Below are 19,618 nucleotides of genomic sequence, written 5' to 3' on the forward strand. Positions count from 1 at the left end.
TTCGATCAAGCTATGCCTGGTCGATAAAGCCGTCTACTGACAGAAATGACAGGTGGTCGAACGTACAGGGCGGTTTTACCGCTGGTCAGCAGACCGAGGTTTTTGGCTCACGTTGGTCGGGTATTCACTGATTTTAGTTTACTGTATGTATAAACAGTATCCGGGTCATGTCAGATGTCCAACTCCCTTCCCGTGCGCGGCCGCGGCACCGCCACTAATCCGCATAACCGCTTCGCGCCCAGTCGTTCGGTTGCCGAGGACGATGGCTGGTATCAGGAAGTCCCGATGACTCAGGGCACCACGGTCACGTTCGAGACCGCCAAGAGCATCATCACCCGCAATACCTCGCCGGATATTCCTTTTGATCGCTCGATCAATCCCTATCGGGGATGTGAACACGGCTGCATCTACTGCTTCGCCAGGCCCAGCCACGCGTACTGGGACATGTCGCCGGGGCTGGATTTCGAGACGAAGCTGATCGCCAAGACCAACGCGGCCGCGTTGCTGGAGCAACAGCTGTCGAAACCCGGCTATCGCTGCGCGCCGATCACGCTGGGTGCCAATACCGATCCTTATCAGCCCATTGAGCGCGAACACAGGATCACCCGCGCCACGCTGGAGGTATTACTGCGCTATCGTCACCCGGTGAGCATCATCACCAAGGGTTCGCTGATCCTGCGTGACCTGGATCTGCTGGCGGAGATGGCCAGGCTGCGGTTGGTGTCGGTGTTCATCAGCCTGACAACGCTGGACGACGACCTCAAGCGCATTCTTGAGCCCAGGGCGGCAGCACCCAAGGCGCGGCTGAGGGCGATCAAGGTGTTGCGTCAGGCCGGGGTGCCGGTTGGCGTGCTCTGTGCGCCGATGATTCCGATGATCAACGACAGTGAGCTGGAAGCAATGCTGAGCGAGGCCAAGGCGGCCGGTGCGCTGAGTGCAAGTTATGTGATGCTGCGCCTGCCACTTGAAGTGGCGCCATTGTTCGACGAGTGGCTAAAGACGCACTATCCCCAGCGCGCCGATCATGTGCTGAGTCTGATCCGCCAGAGCCGGGGCGGTGCGCTTTACGACAGCCAGTTCGGCACTCGCATGCGTGGTGAAGGTCCATTTGCAGACCTGCTTGCTCAACGCTACACGATGGCGATCAAACGCCTGGGACTGAACAAACGTGAAAGCTTCGTTCTGGATTGCGATGCGTTTTGCCCACCGGGCGGCCAGATGTCATTGCTGTAACGAATTTGGGACTATCGTGCAAACCCGCGTTCCAGAGCGGTCGCATTCAGTTTCACTTAAGCTTGGGCGTTTAGTCTGTAACTCGGAGTGACACCAGCGGTAGCGTTCAAAGGATTTGTTCGTGAGGCCAAACAACAGGGATCACATCCGGCTCTGGTTAAGCACGCATGAAGAATCCACATCAATCCGTCAGAGAGGATGAAGACATGAGAGACATGGATAAACAGCCGTCGGCTACGTCGGCCAGCACACATAGCCACTCGGATAGCGCCGACGTAGCGTTGAAACACATCGTCGATGGCTTCGTACATTTTCGTAAGGAAGTCTTCCCACAGCAGGAAGAACTCTTCAAGAAACTGGCTACCGCACAATCGCCGCGAGCCATGTTCATTACCTGCGCGGATTCGCGCATCGTTCCCGAGCTGATCACTCAGAGCTCGCCGGGCGACCTTTTCGTGACTCGTAACGTCGGCAACGTCGTTCCGCCGTACGGCCAGATGAACGGTGGTGTATCCACGGCTCTGGAATACGCGGTCGTTGCGCTGGGCGTGCAACACATCATCGTCTGCGGTCACTCTGACTGCGGTGCCATGCGAGCGGTACTCAACCCCGACAGTCTGGACAAAATGCCAACGGTAAAAGCCTGGCTGCGCCACGCAGAGGTTGCCCGTACTGTTGTCGAACAGAATTGCAGCTGCAGTGGCGAGCTGGAAACCATGCAGGTCCTGACTCAGGAAAACGTGATTTCCCAGTTGCAGCACTTGCGCACGCACCCTTCGGTTGCAGCCAAGATGGCCAGCGGTCAGCTGTTCATTCACGGCTGGGTCTACAGCATCGAAACCAGTGAAATTCTGGCTTATGACGCTGAGAGTGATCGCTTCGTGCCGCTCGACGGCTCGGGCCCGACACCGATGGCTTCCCCGAAAGCACGCTTTTCAGCTGACTGACCACAGTCACGACTGACGGCACACCCTTCTTTAGCTGGTGGCGGCTGCGCATGGAGCGCGCCGCCAGCTTTGCCTCGTCTGAAGAATCCCGGAGAAGTGTCATGGGTGCTACAGCATTGAAATCCGTTTTACCACGGGAGCTGCTCGCTTCCGTGGTCGTGTTCCTGGTGGCCCTGCCCTTGTGCATGGGCATTGCAATCGCGTCCGGCATGCCACCTGCCAAGGGTTTGATCACGGGCATCGTTGGTGGTCTTGTCGTGGGCTGGCTGGCCGGCTCGCCTTTGCAGGTCAGCGGTCCGGCCGCAGGCCTCGCCGTCTTGGTCTTCGAAGTAGTACGCGAGCACGGAATGGCGATGTTGGGGCCGATTCTCTTGCTGGCCGGTCTGCTTCAATTGCTGGCCGGTCGATTCAAACTCGGCTGCTGGTTCCGTGTCACGGCACCTGCGGTCGTTTACGGAATGCTCGCCGGTATCGGCATTCTGATCGTGCTGTCACAGGCTCATGTCATGTTCGACAGCGGGCCGAAACCTTCCGGGCTGGATAACCTGATCGGTTTCCCGGCAACGCTGGTCCAGGCCATCGGGCCGGGAGCGGGCATGCAGGCGGGTATGCTGGGCCTGGGGACAATCCTGATCATGTGGGGCTGGGACAAGATTCGTCCCGCGTCGCTGCGCTTTGTTCCAGGCGCCCTGCTGGGCGTCGGTATTGCGACCGCCGTGAGTCTGTTCATGGCGCTGGACGTCAAGCGTGTGCAGGTGCCTGAAAACCTCTCCGATGCCATCGACTGGCTGCGCCCTGCCGACCTGATGAACCTGGCCGACCCTGCGATCCTGATTGCGGCAATCGCTGTAGCCTTTATCGCCAGTGCCGAAACGCTGCTCTCTGCCGCAGCGGTCGACCGCATGCACAGCGGTGTGCGTTCGGACTTCGACAAGGAGCTGAGTGCCCAGGGCGTGGGTAACATGCTGTGCGGTCTGTTGGGCGCACTGCCGATGACAGGTGTGATCGTGCGCAGTTCGGCCAACGTTCAGGCCGGTGCGACAACACGCTTCTCGACGATTTTCCATGGCCTCTGGCTGCTGGCGTTCGTCCTGCTGCTGTCCAGCGTGCTGCAGAGCATTCCGGTCGCCAGTCTTGCAGGTGTGCTGGTGTATACCGGTCTGAAGCTGGTCGATCTGAAAACGTTCAAGGGGCTGGGGCGCTATGGTCGCATGCCGATGTTCACATACGCCGCGACCGCTGGCGCGATCATCTTCACCGACTTGTTGACCGGTGTTCTGGTGGGCTTCGGTCTGACACTGGTCAAGCTGGCGCTCAAGGCTTCGCGACTGAAGATCAACCTGGTCGAGCTGCCGGGCAAGAGCGAGTACGAGCTGCGTCTGGTGGGTGCGGCGACGTTCCTCAAAGTGCCTGCGTTGACCCAGGTGCTGGGCACCGTTCCGGTCGGCAGCACCTTGCATGTGCCACTGAACAACCTGTCCTATATCGACCACTCCTGTCTGGAGCTGCTTGAAGACTGGGGGCGTGCCAATGCCGCTCACGGAACCAAGCTGGTGATCGAACCCCGGGGCTTGAAGCGTCGACTCGAAGGTAGGGTGTACACCAACACGGGGATTGGCTCAGGCGCTGCCTGATCAAGTCTGCTGTTGATCGGCGCACAGGTTGATCGGCACCAGGGAGCCGGATGGGTCTTCGCGTAGCAGCGGAGCATCATTCGGCTCCTTCCTTTGCGGCGAAGACATGAATTCGGTGGCGAATCAGCCCGCGGAACGTTCCAGTTCCAGACCGATACCCAATTGACGTGACAGGCTCGGCCAGCGCTTCCAGGCGGCTTCGGTGTCGGGACTGCTCAGTTTCTCGCGATAGGCCTCGACCGAGTCCAGCGCGAAACCCTCATCATCAAGCAACTGATCGACGGCATGGTGGACAGCCTCGTCCAACTGGTTGGCAAACTGTTCGCCGATCAGCTGGTGAGCGATCACGCTGGCAACCGTCGTGTTGGATGGAATCAGCGGCTGACCGAAGTGCTTGATGTAAAGGTCGTTTACTTCCTCGACCAGACGATGCGCCAGATAAGCCTCATCCAGCAGGCTGTCGAGTCCTTCGTGGCCTTGCATGATTTCAGGGGGTGCAGTGAAGAAGTGCTCGGCAATCTTGAGCACCGGTTTTATCTGTCCTTCGATGCCCGCCTCGATTGCCACTTCGTGCGCGGCTTCCAGCAGGTCGGGGACCAGATCGATATACGCAGTGACAAAACGCGTCAGTGCTCCCTGTGCGTCAACTTCGGGCAGGTGGATGGCAGGATGAAGGTGCGGAAGCTGAGTTTTCAGCTGTTGCAGCAACTGGCCTGTCTCGGCCTCGTGCTGGTGTGCTCGTTGGATCTGCTCGCGCAATGCGGCCGTGTTCATGAGGGCATGGGCTCCTGAAAGCATATAACCAGGTGGGTGTTATTGATCAAAGTCATACGTTAGCTTGATTAACTAAATAGCTCAGATGTTTTTGTCATAACTAATTCACATTTATATGTTTTTGCTCTAAAAACCCTTTTTTGAAGCGGTTGCCAGGGTTCGACCGGTAAATACATTCGCTGTTTGCCACGTTGCACTCATCCGGCACTGCGTTGCGCTCCTCTGGCCGTGTCTATACTCGACGTCTGAGGAAGTCGGCTTGTGACCTCTGGTCATGGTCCTGCAGTCGGTAGCCCACTGCCTTGCCCGCGGCCTGATCCGCGTAGAACAAGAGTGTGTGGGGGAACCCGAAATGCGGCATCCAAGGGTCTGGATGGGCCTGCTGCTGTGGTCCGCGTTCGAGCAGACACATGCAGACTGGACGACCAACATGTCACCCGGCGCGTCAGTGGTCAGCGGCGCCGTTTTCGATCTGCACATGACCATTTTCTGGATCTGTGTCGTGATAGGGGTCGTGGTGTTTGGCGCCATGCTCTGGTCTATTGTCGCGCATCGTCGTTCCTCCGGTCAGAAAGCCGCGCATTTCCATGAAAACACCACGGTCGAGATTCTCTGGACCGTGGTTCCGTTCCTGATACTGGTCGCCATGGCGATTCCGGCGACCCGTACGTTGATCAGCATGTACGACGCCAGCGAGTCGGACGTTGATATCCAGATCACTGGTTATCAATGGAAATGGCATTACAAATACCTCGGGCAGGATGTCGAATTCTTCAGCAACCTCGCCACCACGACCCACCAGATCCACAACCGCGATGACAAGGGCGAGCACTATCTACTGGAGGTGGATCAGCCTCTGGTGCTGCCTGTCGGCCAGAAAATCCGCTTTCTGGTCACCGGTGCGGACGTGATCCACTCCTGGTGGGTGCCAGCGTTTGCGGTCAAGCGTGACGCGGTCCCCGGGTTCATACACGAAGCCTGGACACGGATCGAGAAGCCCGGCATCTATCGAGGCCAATGCACCGAACTGTGTGGCAAGGACCACGGCTTCATGCCCATCGTGGTCGATGCCCGCTCGCCCGCCGATTATGAAAACTGGCTGGCCGGGCGCAAACAGGAAGCTGCACGGCTCAAGGAACTGACCAGCAAGGACTGGACCCGCGAAGAGCTCATTGCTCAGGGCGATAAGGTCTATCACACCGTTTGCGCGGCCTGTCACCAGCCTGAGGGGCAAGGCCTGCCGCCGATGTTCCCGGCGCTCAAGGGTTCGAAAATCGCCACCGGGCCGATTGCCGATCACATCAATATCGTCGTCAACGGCAAACCGGGTACGGCCATGGCGGCGTTCGGCAAGCAGCTGTCGGAGGTAGATATCGCGGCCGTCGTGACCTACGAACGTAATGCCTGGGGCAATAACCAGGGCGACATGGTGACGCCCAAGGACGTGCTGACGCTCAAGCAGGCCAAGCCATGAATGGAATGCTGAAAATGCTGGCTTGTGTCTTTGACAGGACGCTGTCTTGCAGAACACACATGCCTGTGGGAGGCGGCTTGCCGACGATGGCGTCAGTTCAGTCGCTGACAGGGCGCTTGAGAAACCGCATCGCCGGCAAGCCGCCTCCCACAGACGCGATGTCCATTGAGGACATCCTTCGCCACCGGAGGCCGACATGAGTGCAGTGATTGACGACCATGGCCACGTCGGCCATGACCCTGCCCACGGCCCCGCCAAGGGCCTGATGCGTTGGGTGCTGACCACCAATCACAAGGACATCGGCACGATGTACCTGTGGTTCAGTTTCACTATGTTTCTGCTGGGCGGTTCGTTCGCCATGGTGATTCGCGCCGAGCTTTTCCAGCCGGGCCTGCAGATCGTCGCACCCGAATTCTTCAACCAGATGACGACCATGCACGGCCTGATCATGGTGTTCGGCGCCGTGATGCCTGCCTTTGTCGGACTGGCCAACTGGATGATCCCCTTAATGATCGGTGCGCCGGACATGGCCCTCCCGCGCATGAACAACTTCAGTTTCTGGTTGTTGCCAGCGGCGTTCCTGCTGTTGGTTTCTACGCTGTTCATGCCCGGCGGCGGACCCAATTTCGGCTGGACCTTCTACGCCCCGCTTTCGACGACCTATGCACCCGAAAGCGTGACTTTCTTCATTTTTGCCATTCATATGATGGGTATCAGTTCGATCATGGGCGCGATCAACGTGGTGGCGACCATCCTCAATCTGCGCGCGCCCGGCATGACGCTGATGAAAATGCCGCTGTTCGTCTGGACCTGGCTGATCACCGCCTTTCTATTGATCGCCGTGATGCCGGTGCTGGCCGGGTGCGTGACCATGATGTTGATGGATATTCATTTCGGGACCAGTTTCTTCAACGCGGCAGGCGGCGGTGATCCGGTGCTGTTTCAGCATGTGTTCTGGTTCTTCGGTCATCCCGAGGTGTACATCATGATCCTGCCTGCCTTCGGCGCAGTCAGTTCGATCATCCCGGCGTTCTCGCGCAAGCCGCTGTTCGGCTACACCTCAATGGTCTATGCGGTTGCGGCCATCGCGTTTCTGTCGTTTATCGTCTGGGCGCATCACATGTTCGTGGTCGGCGTGCCATTGGTGGGCGAGCTGTTCTTCATGTACGCCACCATGCTGATCGCCGTACCGACCGGGGTGAAGGTGTTCAACTGGGTCAGCACCATGTGGAAAGGGTCGCTGACGTTTGAAGCGCCAATGCTGTTTGCCGTGGCGTTCGTCATTCTGTTCAGCATCGGCGGGTTTTCCGGCTTGATGCTGTCGATTGCGCCTGCGGATTTTCAGTATCAGGACACCTACTTCGTGGTTGCGCACTTTCATTACGTGCTGGTGCCGGGAGCCATCTTCGGGATCTTTGCATCGGCGTACTACTGGCTGCCGAAATGGACCGGGCACATGTACGACGAAACCCTGGCGAAGCTGCATTTCTGGCTGTCTTTCGTGGGCATGAACCTGGCGTTCTTCCCCATGCATTTCGTCGGTCTGGCTGGCATGCCGCGGCGGATCCCCGATTACAACCTGCAGTTCGCAAATTTCAACATGCTCTCGTCGGTTGGCGCCTTCACGTTTGGCGCAACCCAGCTACTGTTTCTGTTTATCGTGATCAAAACCATCCGGGGTGGCGCACCGGCACCGGCCAAACCCTGGGACGGTGCCGAGGGGCTGGAGTGGAGCGTGCCCTCGCCTGCGCCGTATCACACCTTCAGTACACCGCCGGAAGTGAAGTGAGTTGCGCATGAACCAGACCTTGCCTCTCAAACGACTCATCACTCGCCTGCTGCTGATGGCCTTGGTCATGTTCGCTTTCGGTTTCGCGCTGGTGCCGCTGTACGACGTGATGTGCAAGGCCTTCGGTATCAATGGCAAGACCGGCGACCAGTATCAGGGCACGCAAATCGTCGACGAAACGCGTCAGGTGAAGGTGCAGTTCCTGTCGTCCAATTCGGCCGGGATGGTCTGGGCGTTCTATCCCCGCAATGACCAGATAGCGGTCCATCCGGGCGCGATCAACGAGATGATTTTCGTGGCGCAGAACCCGACCGACAAGCCGATGACGGCTCAGGCCGTACCGAGCATTTCGCCGGGTCAGGCCGCTGCCTACTTCCACAAGACCGAGTGCTTTTGCTTCACCCAGCAAGTGCTGCAGCCGGGCGAGCGCATCGAGATGCCGGTGCGTTTCATCGTGGATCGCGACCTGCCCGAAGAGGTGAAGAGCCTGACGCTGGCCTACACGCTGTTCGACATCACCGAGCGCCGCACGCCTGCTGTTCCAGTGGCCAAAAGGCTCGAAAGAGTTGTGGTCAAAGGAGACTGAAATGGCAACGCCCCCCGAGCATTACTATGTTCCGGCCCAGAGCAGATGGCCGATCATTGCCACCGTAGCGCTGTTGATCACGATGTTCGGGCTCGGCACCTGGTTCAATGACATGAAAGCCGAGCGGCCCGATTCCAATGGTCCGCTGATTTTCTTTATCGGCGCGCTGCTGGTGGCGTACATGATGTACGGCTGGTTCAGCGCAGTGGTGAAGGAAAGTCGAGCAGGTCTGTACAGCGCGCAGATGGACCGCTCGTTTCGCTGGGGCATGGCCTGGTTCATCTTCTCCGAGGTGAGCTTCTTTCTGGGGTTCTTCTTCGTCCTGTTCTACGTGCGCATCTGGGCCGGTCCCTGGCTGGGCGGCGACGGGGCGAACGGAATTTCGAACATGCTCTGGCCGAACTTCGAATACACCTGGCCGATGCTCGACACGCCGGATCCCAAGCTCTACCCGGCGCCCAGCGGTATCGTTGATCCCTGGAAACTGCCATTGCTCAATACCGTGCTGCTGGTCAGCTCCAGCGTGACGATAACCTTTGCCCATCATGCGCTGAAGAAAGGACACCGCTGCGCGCTTAAGCGCTGGCTGGCGCTGACCATCCTGCTGGGCTGTACCTTTCTGTTCTTTCAGGTCGAAGAGTACATCCATGCCTATCAGGAGCTGGGGCTGACTCTGGGGTCCGGCATCTACGGCGCGACCTTCTTCCTGCTGACCGGGTTTCACGGTGCTCACGTCACGATGGGCACGCTCATTCTGCTGGTGATGATGATCCGCATCCTGCGCGGCCATTTCGACGCCGAGCATCAATTCGGTTTCGAAGCGGCAAGCTGGTACTGGCATTTCGTGGATGTGGTATGGGTCGGGCTGTTTGTGTTCGTGTACGTGATTTAGAACGCGGTTTCTGATCGTTTCCACGGGCTGGATACCGACGCGGAGGCTGGGCTCGATCATCGTTTTTCTTCATTCAGGGTGAGGGCAATTGCCCGCTGTAGAACCCCCAAGTGATCAGGATCAGGGTCAGCCCGGCGAGGATAACGCGCAGCGCGAGAGCCTTGAGCAGACGGGTCGAGTGATTGTCGTCCTTGACCAGAAAGGACAGCCCGCTGAACAGGCTGGCTATGGTGGCAGCCAGCATTAGAACAATCGCTGCTTTGAGCATGAGAGGACTCCAGGAGCAATCGCGATGATGCAGTGGAGTATAGGTCCGGCCCCAGTGCCGAACCGGAGGCTGTGATGAAGCGCTTCACACCGGGGCTGTGGCCGACGCTGATCGTATTGCTGCTGCTGCCGTGCCTGATTTCTCTGGGGTTCTGGCAATTGGAGCGCGGCGAACAGAAGCGGTCGATGCTCAGCCAGTACACCGAACGCCGCGCCGCCGCTCCCGTCAGCATCGGCGAGCTGTTATATGCCGAGGATGCCGCCTGGCGTCGTGTGCATGTTCGTGGCCATTTCGATTCAGCCCATAGCGTGCTGCTGGACAACAGCATTCGCGATGGCCGCGCGGGCGTCGAGCTGCTGCAGCCCTTCATGGATCACGCCAGTGGGCTCTGGCTACTGATCAATCGCGGCTGGCTTTTCTGGCGGGATCGACGCACGGCGCCGGTCGTCAATACGCCCAACCAAGTGCTGGAGCTCGATGCGTGGGTCTACGTGCCGGTGCGTGCCCCCTTTCAGCTTGAACCTGATGCGCCACAAGGCGCCTGGCCAAGGCTTGTAAACGCGGTCTTTGCCGATCAGCTGTGGAGCGAGCTGGGGCGTGAAGGGTATCCCGGTGAGCTGAGACTTGAACCGGGAGCGGCGGCCTATCGGGTCGACTGGCCGGTGGTTGCGATCAGCCCTGAAAAGCACGTGGGCTATGCCGTGCAGTGGTTCGCGCTGTCGGCCGCGCTGTTAGGCCTTTATCTGCACCGAGGCCGGGTGCTGGGCCGAACCGCGCAGGAGGACGCGCATGGGAGCCGCCATGAACCCCATCGACATGTCTGATGCACAGCGTCGACGCAAAGGACGTCTGCAACTGCTGTTGGTGGTGCTGATTGCCTTTGCGCCCATGATGCTGGCCACGTGCATGTACGTATTCGGATTCTGGGTGCCCGAGAGCCGCAGTTATCACGGTTACCTGATCGGCAATGGCCAGAGCCGCATGGACCTGGGTGTCTCGGCCGGGGAGCGGCGCTGGCAACTGCTGGTCAGCGCACCCCGGCGTTGCGAGGCGACGTGTCAGCAGCTGGTGTATCTGGCGCGGCAGGTGCAGACAGGGCTGGGGCGGGACGCAGCTCGCGCCAGTCATGCGCTGGCCGGGGCTCAGCCGCTGGACGTCGAATACGCTGAAAAGCTGAACCGGGAATACCCACGCCTGCTGCGTTATCCGCTGGACCTTTCGCGTTACGGCACGCTCGCGCCTGATTTGCAGGCGCCTTACCTGTGGATCATCGATCCGCACGGCAACCTGGTGTTGCGCTACGACGCGGGGATCAACGGCAAGGACCTGCTCGAAGACCTGCGCCGTCTGCTGAAACTCTCGAATATCGGCTGAAGGGAGGTGGTCATGACCCGCCCCGGATTTCGTCTCGCGTTACTGGCTACCGTACTTGCACTGGTGGTCGTGATGCTCGGTGCCTACACGCGCCTGACCCACGCAGGGCTGGGATGCCCAGACTGGCCGGGCTGTTACGGCTTCATCGGTGTGCCCGGCACCGAGCAGCAACTTGAGCATGCGCAGCTTAATTTTCCGGACACGCCAGTGGAGGCGGACAAAGGCTGGAGCGAGATGACCCACCGTTATTTCGCCGGTGGTCTGACGCTGCTTATCCTGCTGCTGGCGGCGCAGGCCTGGAGGCACCGGCATCTGGCGGGGCATCCGTTCGGGCTGGCAGCGGGACTGCTGGGCATCGTGGCCGCGCAGGCGGCGTTCGGCATGTGGACCGTTACGCTGCAGCTCTGGCCGCAGGTGGTCGCTGTTCATCTGCTGGGCGGCGTCGCAACCTTGAGCCTGTCGTTCCTGCTGAGCCTGCGCCTGAGAGGCGCCCGCCCTGTTCTGCCTCGAGTGCCTGCGCGCCTGAGAGTGCTGGCAGTGCTCGGGTTGATCCTCGTCGCCTTGCAGATCGCGCTGGGTGGCTGGGTGAGCGCCAATTACGCCGCGATGGCCTGCACGGACCTGCCTACCTGTCAGGGCCGCTGGTGGCCGGAGGCCGACTTTAGCAATGCGTTTCATCTGACCCAGCACATCGGCCCCAATTATCAGGGTGGCCATCTCGACAGTGAGGCCCGTACCGCCATTCACCTCACGCACCGGATGGGCGCGGTGCTCGTCTCGCTGACCCTGCTCGCACTGGCCTGGCAGCTCAGGCGGGTCGGTCTCACGCGGCTGGCGCTGCTGCTGGTGTCGGCACTCGGGGGGCAACTGCTGTTCGGGCTGGGCAACGTGCTGCTGCACCTGCCTCTGGTCCTTGCGGTGGCACACAGTGCGGGCGGAGCGGCTCTGATGCTGTGCATGACCTTGATCAACTACCGCGTTGCAGCGCCATTGCCGCGTCTCCAGCATGGCGCGTTGGCAGAGATCACCCGTCCGAGCCTGACATCGAGAGATGCGTTGAGATGACGTTACTGACCCGCCAGCGTTCGCGGTACAGCCTGTGGCAGGACTACCTTGAGCTGACCAAGCCCAAGGTGGTCCTGATGATGCTGATCACGTCCATGATCGGCATGCTTCTGGCCACTGACACGGCGGTGCCATGGACGACGTTGATCATCGGTAATCTGGGCGTCGGACTGTGCGCAGCAGGCGCGGCTGTCGTGAATCATGTAGTGGACCGGCGCATCGACGCACAGATGGCGCGCACGCATCGTCGGCCGATTGCTCAGGGACGCGTCCCGCCTGTCGCGGCACTGAGCTTCGCGCTGCTGCTGGCGCTGTCGGGTCAGGCGCTGCTGTTCATTTTCATCAACGCCCTGACCGCCTGGCTGACGCTGGCGTCGCTGCTGGGTTACGCGGTGGTCTACACCGGCTTTCTCAAGCGCGCCACGCCGCAGAACATCGTCATCGGCGGGCTGGCCGGGGCCGCGCCGCCGTTGTTGGGCTGGGTAGCGGTGACCGGTCAGGTCAGTGCCGAACCCTTGCTGTTGATGTTGATCATCTTCGCGTGGACGCCGCCGCACTTCTGGGCGCTGGCTCTTCACCGCAAGGCTGAATACGCCAGTGTCGCTATCCCGATGCTGCCGGTGACTCACGGCGAGCCCTACACCAAGCTGCATATCGTGCTGTACACCTGCATCCTGCTGGCGGTCAGTCTGCTGCCGTACGTGATTCACATGAGCGGCCTGCTGTACCTGCTCTGCGCACTCGCGCTGGGGTTGCGCTTCCTGCAATGGAGCTGGGTGCTGTACCGTGGCACTCGACCGCACGCGGCGATCGACACGTTCAAGTACTCTGTGTGGTACCTGTTCCTGCTGTTCATCGCGCTGCTCGCCGATCATTACTTACCGTTGATGCCATGACCCGAACCCAGAAAACCGTTTTTATCCTTGTCGCTGTCGTTGCCCTGATCATGGGCCTGACCATCAACCGTGTGCTGTCCGGCAAAGGCCCTGGAGACCAGACAGCGTTGATCGACGCAGGCGTCATCCTGCTGCCGCAAAGCCGCAGCCTGCCTTCGTTGAGCATGAGCGATCAGAACGGCGCACCGGTGGCCGTGGACGAGTTGAAGGGTAAATGGACGCTGGTGTTCTTCGGCTACACCTATTGCCCGGACATCTGCCCCACTACGCTGGCGCAGCTGCGTGACATCAGAACGAAGCTGCCGCAGGAGGCCGTGGACAACATGCGCGTGGTGCTGGTCAGCGTCGACCCCAATCGCGACACGCCGCAGCAGCTCAAGCAGTACCTGGGCTACTTCGACCCTCGTTACATCGGCCTGACCGCGCCTGTGGCGGACATTCAGAAACTGGCCAGCGCACTGAGCATTCCGTTCATTCCGGCAGACACCAGCAAGCCGGGTTACACCGTCGATCACAGCGGTAATCTGGCCCTGATCGGCCCTGACGGCAGACAGCGCGGCTTCATCCGCTCGCCGCTTAACGCGCAAAAGCTGGTGGCGCAGTTGCCAGTGTTACTGGAAAGGGATTGAGGTGTGGTGTCTGACTGAGCGCATATTCTGTGGGAGGCTGCTGGCTGGCGATGGCCTCAGTTCAGTCACCGACAGGTCGGTTCAGGACGACATCCCGTGTTCGCCGCAAGACAGCGCAGCCCCGAAAAGGCTGCGGTATCTCCCACTGTTCGTTGGCATGCAGTTCGTCGACATGCAGCGGTCAGGGGGCTGTGCCCATCAAAACGCCGGAACCACAGCGCCTTTGTACTTCTCGGCCAGGAAGGTTTTGACTTCCGGGCTGGTCAGCGCGGCGGCCAGTTTCTTCATCGCGTCCGAGTCCTTGTTGTCCGGGCGGGCAACCAGAATGTTGGCGTAAGGCGACTCGGCACCTTCGATGATCAGCGCGTCTTTAGTCGGATCAAGCTTGGCACTCAGCGCGTAGTTGGTGTTTATCAGCGCCAGATCGACCTGAGTCAGCACGCGAGGCAGCGTGGCGGCTTCCAGTTCGCGGAATTTCAGGTCTTTCGGGTTGTTCACCACATCCGAAGGCTTGGACAGAATGCTGGTCGGATCCTTCAGGGTGATCAGACCGGCCTTGGCCAGCAGCAACAGCGCACGACCTTCGTTGGTGGCGTCGTTGGGCAGCGCGACGTTGGCACCGTTTGGCAGCTCATCCAGCTTCTTGAACTTGTCGGAGTAAGCACCGAACGGCTCAACGTGAACCTTGGTCACGGCCACCAGATCGGTGCCCTTGCCCTTGTTGAACTCATCCAGGTAAGGCTGGTGCTGGAAGAAGTTGGCATCCATGCGCTTCTGCGAAACCTGCACGTTCGGCTGAATGTAGTCGTTGAAGACCTTGATGTTCAGGTCCACGCCTTCTTTGGCCAAGGCCGGTTTGACGAACTCCAGGATCTCGGCGTGGGGCACGGCCGAGGCTGCGACGGTCAGGGTTTCGTTGGCCTGCGCGGACAGTGCGGTTACGGCGGCAAATACGGCCAATAGCTTTTTCATGCAACAACTCCTTTGAGGCCCGCCTTCGGCAGGCCGATGCCAACTGATTCGATCAACGGTGTGTGAAGTGTGCGACCAGTCTGTCACCGACGGTTTGCAGAATCTGCACCAGCACCAGCAACAATACGACCGTCACGAACATCACATCGTTCTGAAAACGTTGGTATCCATAACGAATGGCCAGATCGCCCAACCCGCCTGCACCGACCGCACCGGCCATGGCGGTAAACGACACCAGCGCAATGGCAGTGACCGTGATCGCCGCGAGAATACCAGGCCGCGCCTCGGGCAGCAGCGCCTTGAGGATGATCTGCCGGGTGGTGGCCCCCATGGCCTGAGTGGCTTCGATGATGCCGCGGTCGACTTCACGCAGGGCGGTTTCCACCAGCCGCGCAAAGAACGGCGTGGCGCCTGCAATCAAAGGCGGCAACGTGCCCAGAATACCCAGCGACGTACCAGTAATGATCTCGGTCAGCGGCATCATCACGATCAGCAGGATGATGAACGGCAAGGCACGCAGCATGTTCACGATCAGGCCGACCGTGGCGTACAGCTGTTTGTGTTCCAGCAACTGGCGTGGCGAGGTCAGGAACATCAACACGCCCAGCGGCAGACCGAGCAGGATGGTGAAGCCCAGCGAAACACTCAGCATGATCAGGGTATCGCCGGTAGCAACCCAGATTTCGTACCAGTCGACGTTGGAGAACAGGTTCAGAAAGGCGTCCATCAGCGCAGCACCTCCATGTGGACATCGGCAGCGGTGAAGCGCGCGAAGGCAGCGTCCATGTCGCCGCCGGTAATGGCCAGCGTCAGTTGCCCGTAAGGGGTGTCCTTGATGCGGTCGATACGACCGGCCAGGATGCTGTAATCGACGCCGGTTTCCCGCGCCACGGTGCCCAGCAGCGGTGCATAGGTCGCCTCGCCCTGAAAGGTCAGGCGCACGATACGGCCCTGAACGTGGGCGAAGTCGTCGCGTTGCTCGTTTTCATCGATCTGCTCGTCTTCCTGCACGAAGCGTTTGGTGGTCGGGTGCTGCGGATGCAGAAACACATCGGCCACCTTGCCCTGTTCAACAATCACGCCAGCGTCCATGACGGCGACCTGATCGCAGACACGACGAATCACGTCCATCTCGTGGGTAATCAGCACGATAGTCAGCTTCAGTTCGCGGTTGATCTCGGCCAGCAGTTGCAGGACCGACGCCGTGGTCTGCGGGTCCAGTGCGCTGGTGGCTTCGTCGCACAGCAGAATCTTCGGTTTGGTGGCGAGGGCGCGGGCAATGCCGACGCGCTGCTTCTGGCCACCCGACAATTGCGCCGGGTATTTTTTCGCGTGATCGGACAGTCCAACCCGCTCCAGCAACTCGGCAACGCGCTGGTCGATCTGGCTGCGCGGCATGTCGCCGGCCAGGGTCAGCGGCATGGCGACGTTGTCGGCCACGGTCCTGGACGCCAGCAGATTGAAGTGCTGGAAGATCATCCCGACCTGCTGACGAAAACGACGCAGGCCATTGGCGTCCAGCGCAGTGACGTCTTCACCGTCAACCACGATCTGTCCGCCGCTGGGCGTTTCCAGGCGGTTGATCAGGCGCAGCAGCGTGCTTTTGCCGGCACCGGAATGACCGATCAGGCCGAAGACCTGGCCGTCTTCGACGCGCAGGCTGGTGGGGTGCAGGGCCGGAATTTCCTTGCCTGCCACCCGATAGGTTTTGTGGACGTTATGAAACTCGATCACGGAGCGAACCTTGTGGGGGCGCGTTAAAAAATCAGCGCAGCGGGCGGTGCCTGCTTGCTTCGTTACCTCGGCCGGATTGAGCCGGGCGCGCATTTTAGCCTGTCCGGCCCGCTGTGCTTAGCATTTATTTGCAGGATGACCTGCCAGACGGACATAACATGACCGCTGGTGCCAACGATCAAAAAATAAACGGAACGGCTGTTTTTCAACCCGGTCACTTCATGGATACCGTGATTTCCGGCAAACGCCCAGGGAGTCGTATTCAGCGAACCCAACTCTATGATTGGGTCGAAAATGAGGAGTTTTTCTGATGGCTAACGAGAAAAAGCCGGTGACCGAAACGTCCAAGAGCGAATTGGCCGGCACCGACACACTGGATCGTGGCAACACCAACGCCAAGCTGGACAGTCTCGAGCAATTCCGTTCCGACGCTACTCAACAGGCGCTGCGCACCAATCAGGGTGTGAAGATTGCCGACAACCAGAACACCCTCAAAGTGGGCAGCCGCGGTCCATCGCTGCTCGAAGATTTCATCATGCGTGAAAAGATCACGCACTTTGACCATGAGCGCATCCCTGAGCGTATCGTCCACGCCCGTGGCACGGCGGCACATGGTTATTTCCAGACGTATGAAAACCACGGCGCGCTGAGCAAGGCAGGGTTTCTGCGTGATCCGGGCCACAAAACCCCGGTGTTCGTGCGTTTCTCAACCGTACAGGGTCCACGCGGATCGGGCGATACCGTGCGTGACGTGCGCGGCTTTGCAGTCAAGTTCTACACCGAAGAAGGCAACTTCGACCTGGTCGGCAACAACATGCCGATCTTCTTCATTCAGGATGCCATCAAGTTCCCGGACTTTGTGCATGCCGTGAAGCCTGAGCCGCACAACGAAATCCCTACCGGCGGGTCGGCTCACGACACGTTCTGGGACTTCGTCTCGCTGGTCCCTGAATCCGCGCACATGGTGCTGTGGACGATGTCTGACCGTGCCATTCCGAAAAGCCTGCGCACCATGCAGGGCTTCGGTATCCACACCTTCCGCATGATCAACACCGACGGCAAATCCAGCTTCGTGAAATTCCACTGGAAACCGAAGTATGGCGTCTGCTCGCTGGTCTGGGATGAAGCCCAGAAGCTGGCCGGTAAAGACACCGACTTCCACCGCCGCGACCTGTGGGAATCCATCGAGATGGGCGACTATCCCGAGTGGGAGCTGGGCGTACAGATCGTGTCCGAAGAAGACGAGCATAAGTTCGACTTCGACCTGCTGGACCCGACCAAGATCATTCCCGAGGAACTGGTGCCGGTCACGCCGCTGGGCAAGATGGTGCTCAACCGTAATCCGGACAACTATTTTGCCGAGACCGAACAGGTCGCGTTCTGCCCGGGCCACGTGGTGCCAGGCATCGATTTCTCCAACGATCCGCTGCTGCAAGGTCGTCTGTTCTCCTACACCGATACGCAAATCAGCCGTCTGGGTGGGCCGAACTTCCACGAGATCCCGATCAACCGTCCAGTCTCGCCGAACCATAACGGCCAGCGTGACGCGCAGCATCGCACCACCATCGACAAGGGCCGCGCTTCCTACGAACCGAACTCGATCGATGGCGGCTGGCCTAAAGAAACTCCAGCGGCGGCCGTTGATGGCGGTTTCGAGACCTATCCCGAGCGCGTCGAAGCGCACAAGGTCCGTGAGCGCAGCGAGTCGTTCGGCGATCACTTCTCCCAGGCCACGCTGTTCTTCAATAGCATGAGCCACCACGAGAAAGAGCACATCATTGCGGCCTACAGCTTCGAGTTGGGCAAGGTCGAGCGCGAGTACATCCGTGCCCGCCAGGTCAACGAGATTCTGGCCAATATCGATCTGGAACTCGCCAGCCGTGTCGCGGCGAACCTGGGTCTGCCAGCGCCGACCAAAGGCACTGTCGATGTGCGCAAGACCTCGTTGAAAGAGTCCCCAGCACTGAGCCAGGACAATCTGCTGTCCGGTGATATCGCTTCGCGCAAAGTGGCGATTCTGGTTGCCAACGGCGTTGACGGCAAAGCGGTCGATGCGATGAAGGCGGCACTGGAAGCAAAAGGCGCACATGCCAAGGTACTCGGCCCGACCTCTGCTCCGGTCAAAACGGCCGATGGCAAGAGCCTGCCGGTCGATGCTTCAGCCGAAGGTCTGCCATCGGTAGCGTTCGACGCGGTGTTCGTGCCGGGTGGTGCCGATTCGGTGAAAGCGTTGAGCACCGACGGTGTGGCGCTGCACTTCATCCTGGAAGCCTACAAGCACCTCAAGGCCATCTCGCTGTCTGGAGAGGCCAAAGAGTTGTTGAAGCTGCTGCATCTGGATGAAGACGCTGGCCTGCTGTGCGTATCGGATAGCGCTTCGTTCGAAGCGTTCTTCGACGCCATTGCACAGCACCGTGTCTGGGCGCGTGAGCCGAAAGCCAAGGCTGTCCCGGCTTGAGGATCTAGCGGTCTGATGAGCATTCCCACGCTTTGCGTGGGAATGCCTCTTGGGACGGTCAGCGTCTGCTTTCGAATATGACGCCAGGCGTTAAGGGTCGCATGCCAACGCGGTGCATTGGCACGGTCATGTTCAGTGATGAACGCCGGATCAGGACCTGGCCGGCTTCAGAACGATGTAAGCCTGTTCCTTGCGATTGATCTGGCGGCTCATGTCCAGTTCGAAGTCCGGATTGATCTTCACCACACGCTTGGTCAGCAATGTCGCCAACCACGGGTAATCGTCGGTGCGCGGCACGACCAGAAGCACGTCACAGTTGAACGCCACGGTATCTGCCGCGATGTCATCCAGCTGACGACGCAGTTTCGGCATGTCGCCGATTTTCAGGTCGATGGTGGTGCTCATGGCCGATGGATCGATCAGTTTCGCCACGCGACGCGCTTCGGCTTCGCGCAATTCAGCTTCTGCCTTTTCCAGCTCAGCCTTGCGGGCGTGCGCGATAGCGCCATTCACGCCGCTGGTGAGTGCCGGTGCCTTGGGCATCAGTGCACGTGCACGGCTCAGGGCGTTGGCGGCGGCGTTCATGTCACCTTTCTGCAGGCCGATCTGGCTGCGACTTAAATAGGCTTCTGCCAATCGACGCTGGAAAGCCTCCAGGCGAATGTCGGTGGGAGCCGCTGCCTGCAAGGCCGCGAGCTGATCTTCGGCTGTCGCCAGCTCATTGCTGGTGATGCTTTGATCAAGCTGTGCGAACCCGCTCGGCTGAGCTTCCGCCGCGGGCGTCTCGACCGTGGGCGCACTCTGACAGGCACCCAACAGGATGGAAAAGGCGATCAGCAGCAGATGGCGTGGGGCGAGCGGCTTCATTCCTGCGATTCTCTAGTTTGCGCAAA

General features: G+C 59.8%; 20 protein-coding genes. 14 read left to right on the forward strand and 6 right to left on the reverse strand.

Going from position 1 to position 19,618, the window contains the following annotated elements:
- The first annotated feature begins 174 nt into the window (after positions 1-174).
- The 3 genes from KDX39_RS10940 (at position 175) to KDX39_RS10950 (ending at position 3,814) form a co-directional block, all read left to right on the forward strand.
- A complete protein-coding gene (locus KDX39_RS10940; RefSeq protein ID WP_231660380.1) occupies positions 175-1,233 on the forward strand; it encodes a PA0069 family radical SAM protein in 1,059 nt (352 codons plus the stop codon).
- Between the two features lie 206 nt (positions 1,234-1,439).
- Positions 1,440-2,180, forward strand: a complete 741-nt coding sequence (locus KDX39_RS10945) for a carbonic anhydrase (RefSeq protein ID WP_004882512.1) — start codon at positions 1,440-1,442, stop codon at positions 2,178-2,180.
- Between the two features lie 101 nt (positions 2,181-2,281).
- Positions 2,282-3,814, forward strand: coding sequence for a SulP family inorganic anion transporter (locus KDX39_RS10950; RefSeq protein WP_231660381.1), 1,533 nt, complete (start codon positions 2,282-2,284; stop codon positions 3,812-3,814).
- 123 nt (positions 3,815-3,937) lie between these two features.
- On the opposite strand, the gene KDX39_RS10955 is transcribed toward KDX39_RS10950, so the two are convergent.
- Complete coding sequence (locus tag KDX39_RS10955) at positions 3,938-4,588, reverse strand: hypothetical protein (protein WP_231660384.1); 651 nt, start codon at positions 4,586-4,588, stop codon at positions 3,938-3,940.
- 352 nt (positions 4,589-4,940) lie between these two features.
- Here KDX39_RS10955 and coxB point away from each other — a divergent pair, with 352 nt between their 5' ends.
- The 4 genes from coxB (at position 4,941) to KDX39_RS10975 (ending at position 9,329) form a co-directional block, all read left to right on the forward strand.
- Complete coding sequence (gene coxB / locus KDX39_RS10960; RefSeq protein WP_231660386.1) at positions 4,941-6,062, forward strand: cytochrome c oxidase subunit II; 1,122 nt, start codon at positions 4,941-4,943, stop codon at positions 6,060-6,062.
- A gap of 196 nt (positions 6,063-6,258) precedes the next feature.
- Positions 6,259-7,851, forward strand: a complete 1,593-nt coding sequence (gene ctaD, locus KDX39_RS10965) for a cytochrome c oxidase subunit I (RefSeq protein WP_231660388.1) — start codon at positions 6,259-6,261, stop codon at positions 7,849-7,851.
- A 7-nt stretch (positions 7,852-7,858) separates the two neighbouring features.
- Entirely contained in the window at positions 7,859-8,437 is a 579-nt protein-coding gene (locus KDX39_RS10970; protein ID WP_231660389.1) for a cytochrome c oxidase assembly protein, read from the forward strand.
- A gap of 1 nt (position 8,438) precedes the next feature.
- Complete coding sequence (locus KDX39_RS10975; protein WP_231660390.1) at positions 8,439-9,329, forward strand: cytochrome c oxidase subunit 3; 891 nt, start codon at positions 8,439-8,441, stop codon at positions 9,327-9,329.
- A 73-nt stretch (positions 9,330-9,402) separates the two neighbouring features.
- On the opposite strand, the gene KDX39_RS10980 is transcribed toward KDX39_RS10975, so the two are convergent.
- Entirely contained in the window at positions 9,403-9,597 is a 195-nt protein-coding gene (locus KDX39_RS10980; RefSeq protein ID WP_231660391.1) for a twin transmembrane helix small protein, read from the reverse strand.
- 74 nt (positions 9,598-9,671) lie between these two features.
- On the opposite strand from KDX39_RS10980, the gene KDX39_RS10985 reads away from it, so the two are divergent.
- The 5 genes from KDX39_RS10985 to KDX39_RS11005 are packed head-to-tail and all read left to right on the forward strand — an operon-like array spanning position 9,672 to position 13,561.
- Entirely contained in the window at positions 9,672-10,421 is a 750-nt protein-coding gene (locus KDX39_RS10985; protein WP_231660392.1) for an SURF1 family protein, read from the forward strand.
- On the forward strand, positions 10,387-10,971 hold the full coding sequence (locus tag KDX39_RS10990; RefSeq protein WP_231660393.1) for a hypothetical protein: 585 nt from the start codon (positions 10,387-10,389) through the stop codon (positions 10,969-10,971). Before KDX39_RS10985 ends, KDX39_RS10990 begins: the two co-directional genes overlap by 35 nt.
- A gap of 12 nt (positions 10,972-10,983) precedes the next feature.
- A complete protein-coding gene (locus tag KDX39_RS10995; RefSeq protein ID WP_331462075.1) occupies positions 10,984-12,036 on the forward strand; it encodes a COX15/CtaA family protein in 1,053 nt (350 codons plus the stop codon).
- Complete coding sequence (gene cyoE / locus KDX39_RS11000) at positions 12,033-12,932, forward strand: heme o synthase (RefSeq protein ID WP_231660394.1); 900 nt, start codon at positions 12,033-12,035, stop codon at positions 12,930-12,932. Before KDX39_RS10995 ends, cyoE begins: the two co-directional genes overlap by 4 nt.
- Complete coding sequence (locus KDX39_RS11005; protein ID WP_231660395.1) at positions 12,929-13,561, forward strand: SCO family protein; 633 nt, start codon at positions 12,929-12,931, stop codon at positions 13,559-13,561. Before cyoE ends, KDX39_RS11005 begins: the two co-directional genes overlap by 4 nt.
- A gap of 198 nt (positions 13,562-13,759) precedes the next feature.
- Here KDX39_RS11005 and KDX39_RS11010 read toward each other — a convergent pair whose 3' ends face one another.
- The 3 genes from KDX39_RS11010 to KDX39_RS11020 are packed head-to-tail and all read right to left on the reverse strand — an operon-like array spanning position 13,760 to position 16,267.
- Positions 13,760-14,533 (reverse strand): MetQ/NlpA family ABC transporter substrate-binding protein, encoded by a 774-nt coding sequence (locus tag KDX39_RS11010; protein ID WP_099230960.1) that lies wholly within the window; start codon positions 14,531-14,533, stop codon positions 13,760-13,762.
- Positions 14,534-14,585: 52 nt separating this feature from the next.
- Entirely contained in the window at positions 14,586-15,260 is a 675-nt protein-coding gene (locus KDX39_RS11015) for a methionine ABC transporter permease (protein ID WP_083181110.1), read from the reverse strand.
- The gene (locus KDX39_RS11020; RefSeq protein ID WP_231660396.1) at positions 15,260-16,267 is read right to left on the reverse strand and encodes a methionine ABC transporter ATP-binding protein; all 1,008 of its coding nucleotides are present in this window, start codon (positions 16,265-16,267) and stop codon (positions 15,260-15,262) included. Before KDX39_RS11020 ends, KDX39_RS11015 begins: the two co-directional genes overlap by 1 nt.
- A gap of 158 nt (positions 16,268-16,425) precedes the next feature.
- Here KDX39_RS11020 and KDX39_RS11025 point away from each other — a divergent pair, with 158 nt between their 5' ends.
- On the forward strand, positions 16,426-16,578 hold the full coding sequence (locus KDX39_RS11025) for a hypothetical protein (RefSeq protein WP_180274445.1): 153 nt from the start codon (positions 16,426-16,428) through the stop codon (positions 16,576-16,578).
- The gene (gene katE / locus KDX39_RS11030) at positions 16,578-18,725 is read left to right on the forward strand and encodes a catalase HPII (protein ID WP_231660397.1); all 2,148 of its coding nucleotides are present in this window, start codon (positions 16,578-16,580) and stop codon (positions 18,723-18,725) included. The genes KDX39_RS11025 and katE overlap by 1 nt, the downstream gene beginning before the upstream one ends.
- A gap of 150 nt (positions 18,726-18,875) precedes the next feature.
- On the opposite strand, the gene KDX39_RS11035 is transcribed toward katE, so the two are convergent.
- Positions 18,876-19,592 (reverse strand): PA5502 family lipoprotein, encoded by a 717-nt coding sequence (locus KDX39_RS11035; RefSeq protein ID WP_184322425.1) that lies wholly within the window; start codon positions 19,590-19,592, stop codon positions 18,876-18,878.
- Between the last annotated feature and the right edge of the window lie 26 nt (positions 19,593-19,618).

Source organism: Pseudomonas sp. CDFA 610, assembly GCF_021147865.1.
Taxonomy (GTDB): Bacteria; Pseudomonadota; Gammaproteobacteria; order Pseudomonadales; family Pseudomonadaceae; genus Aquipseudomonas; species Aquipseudomonas alliivorans.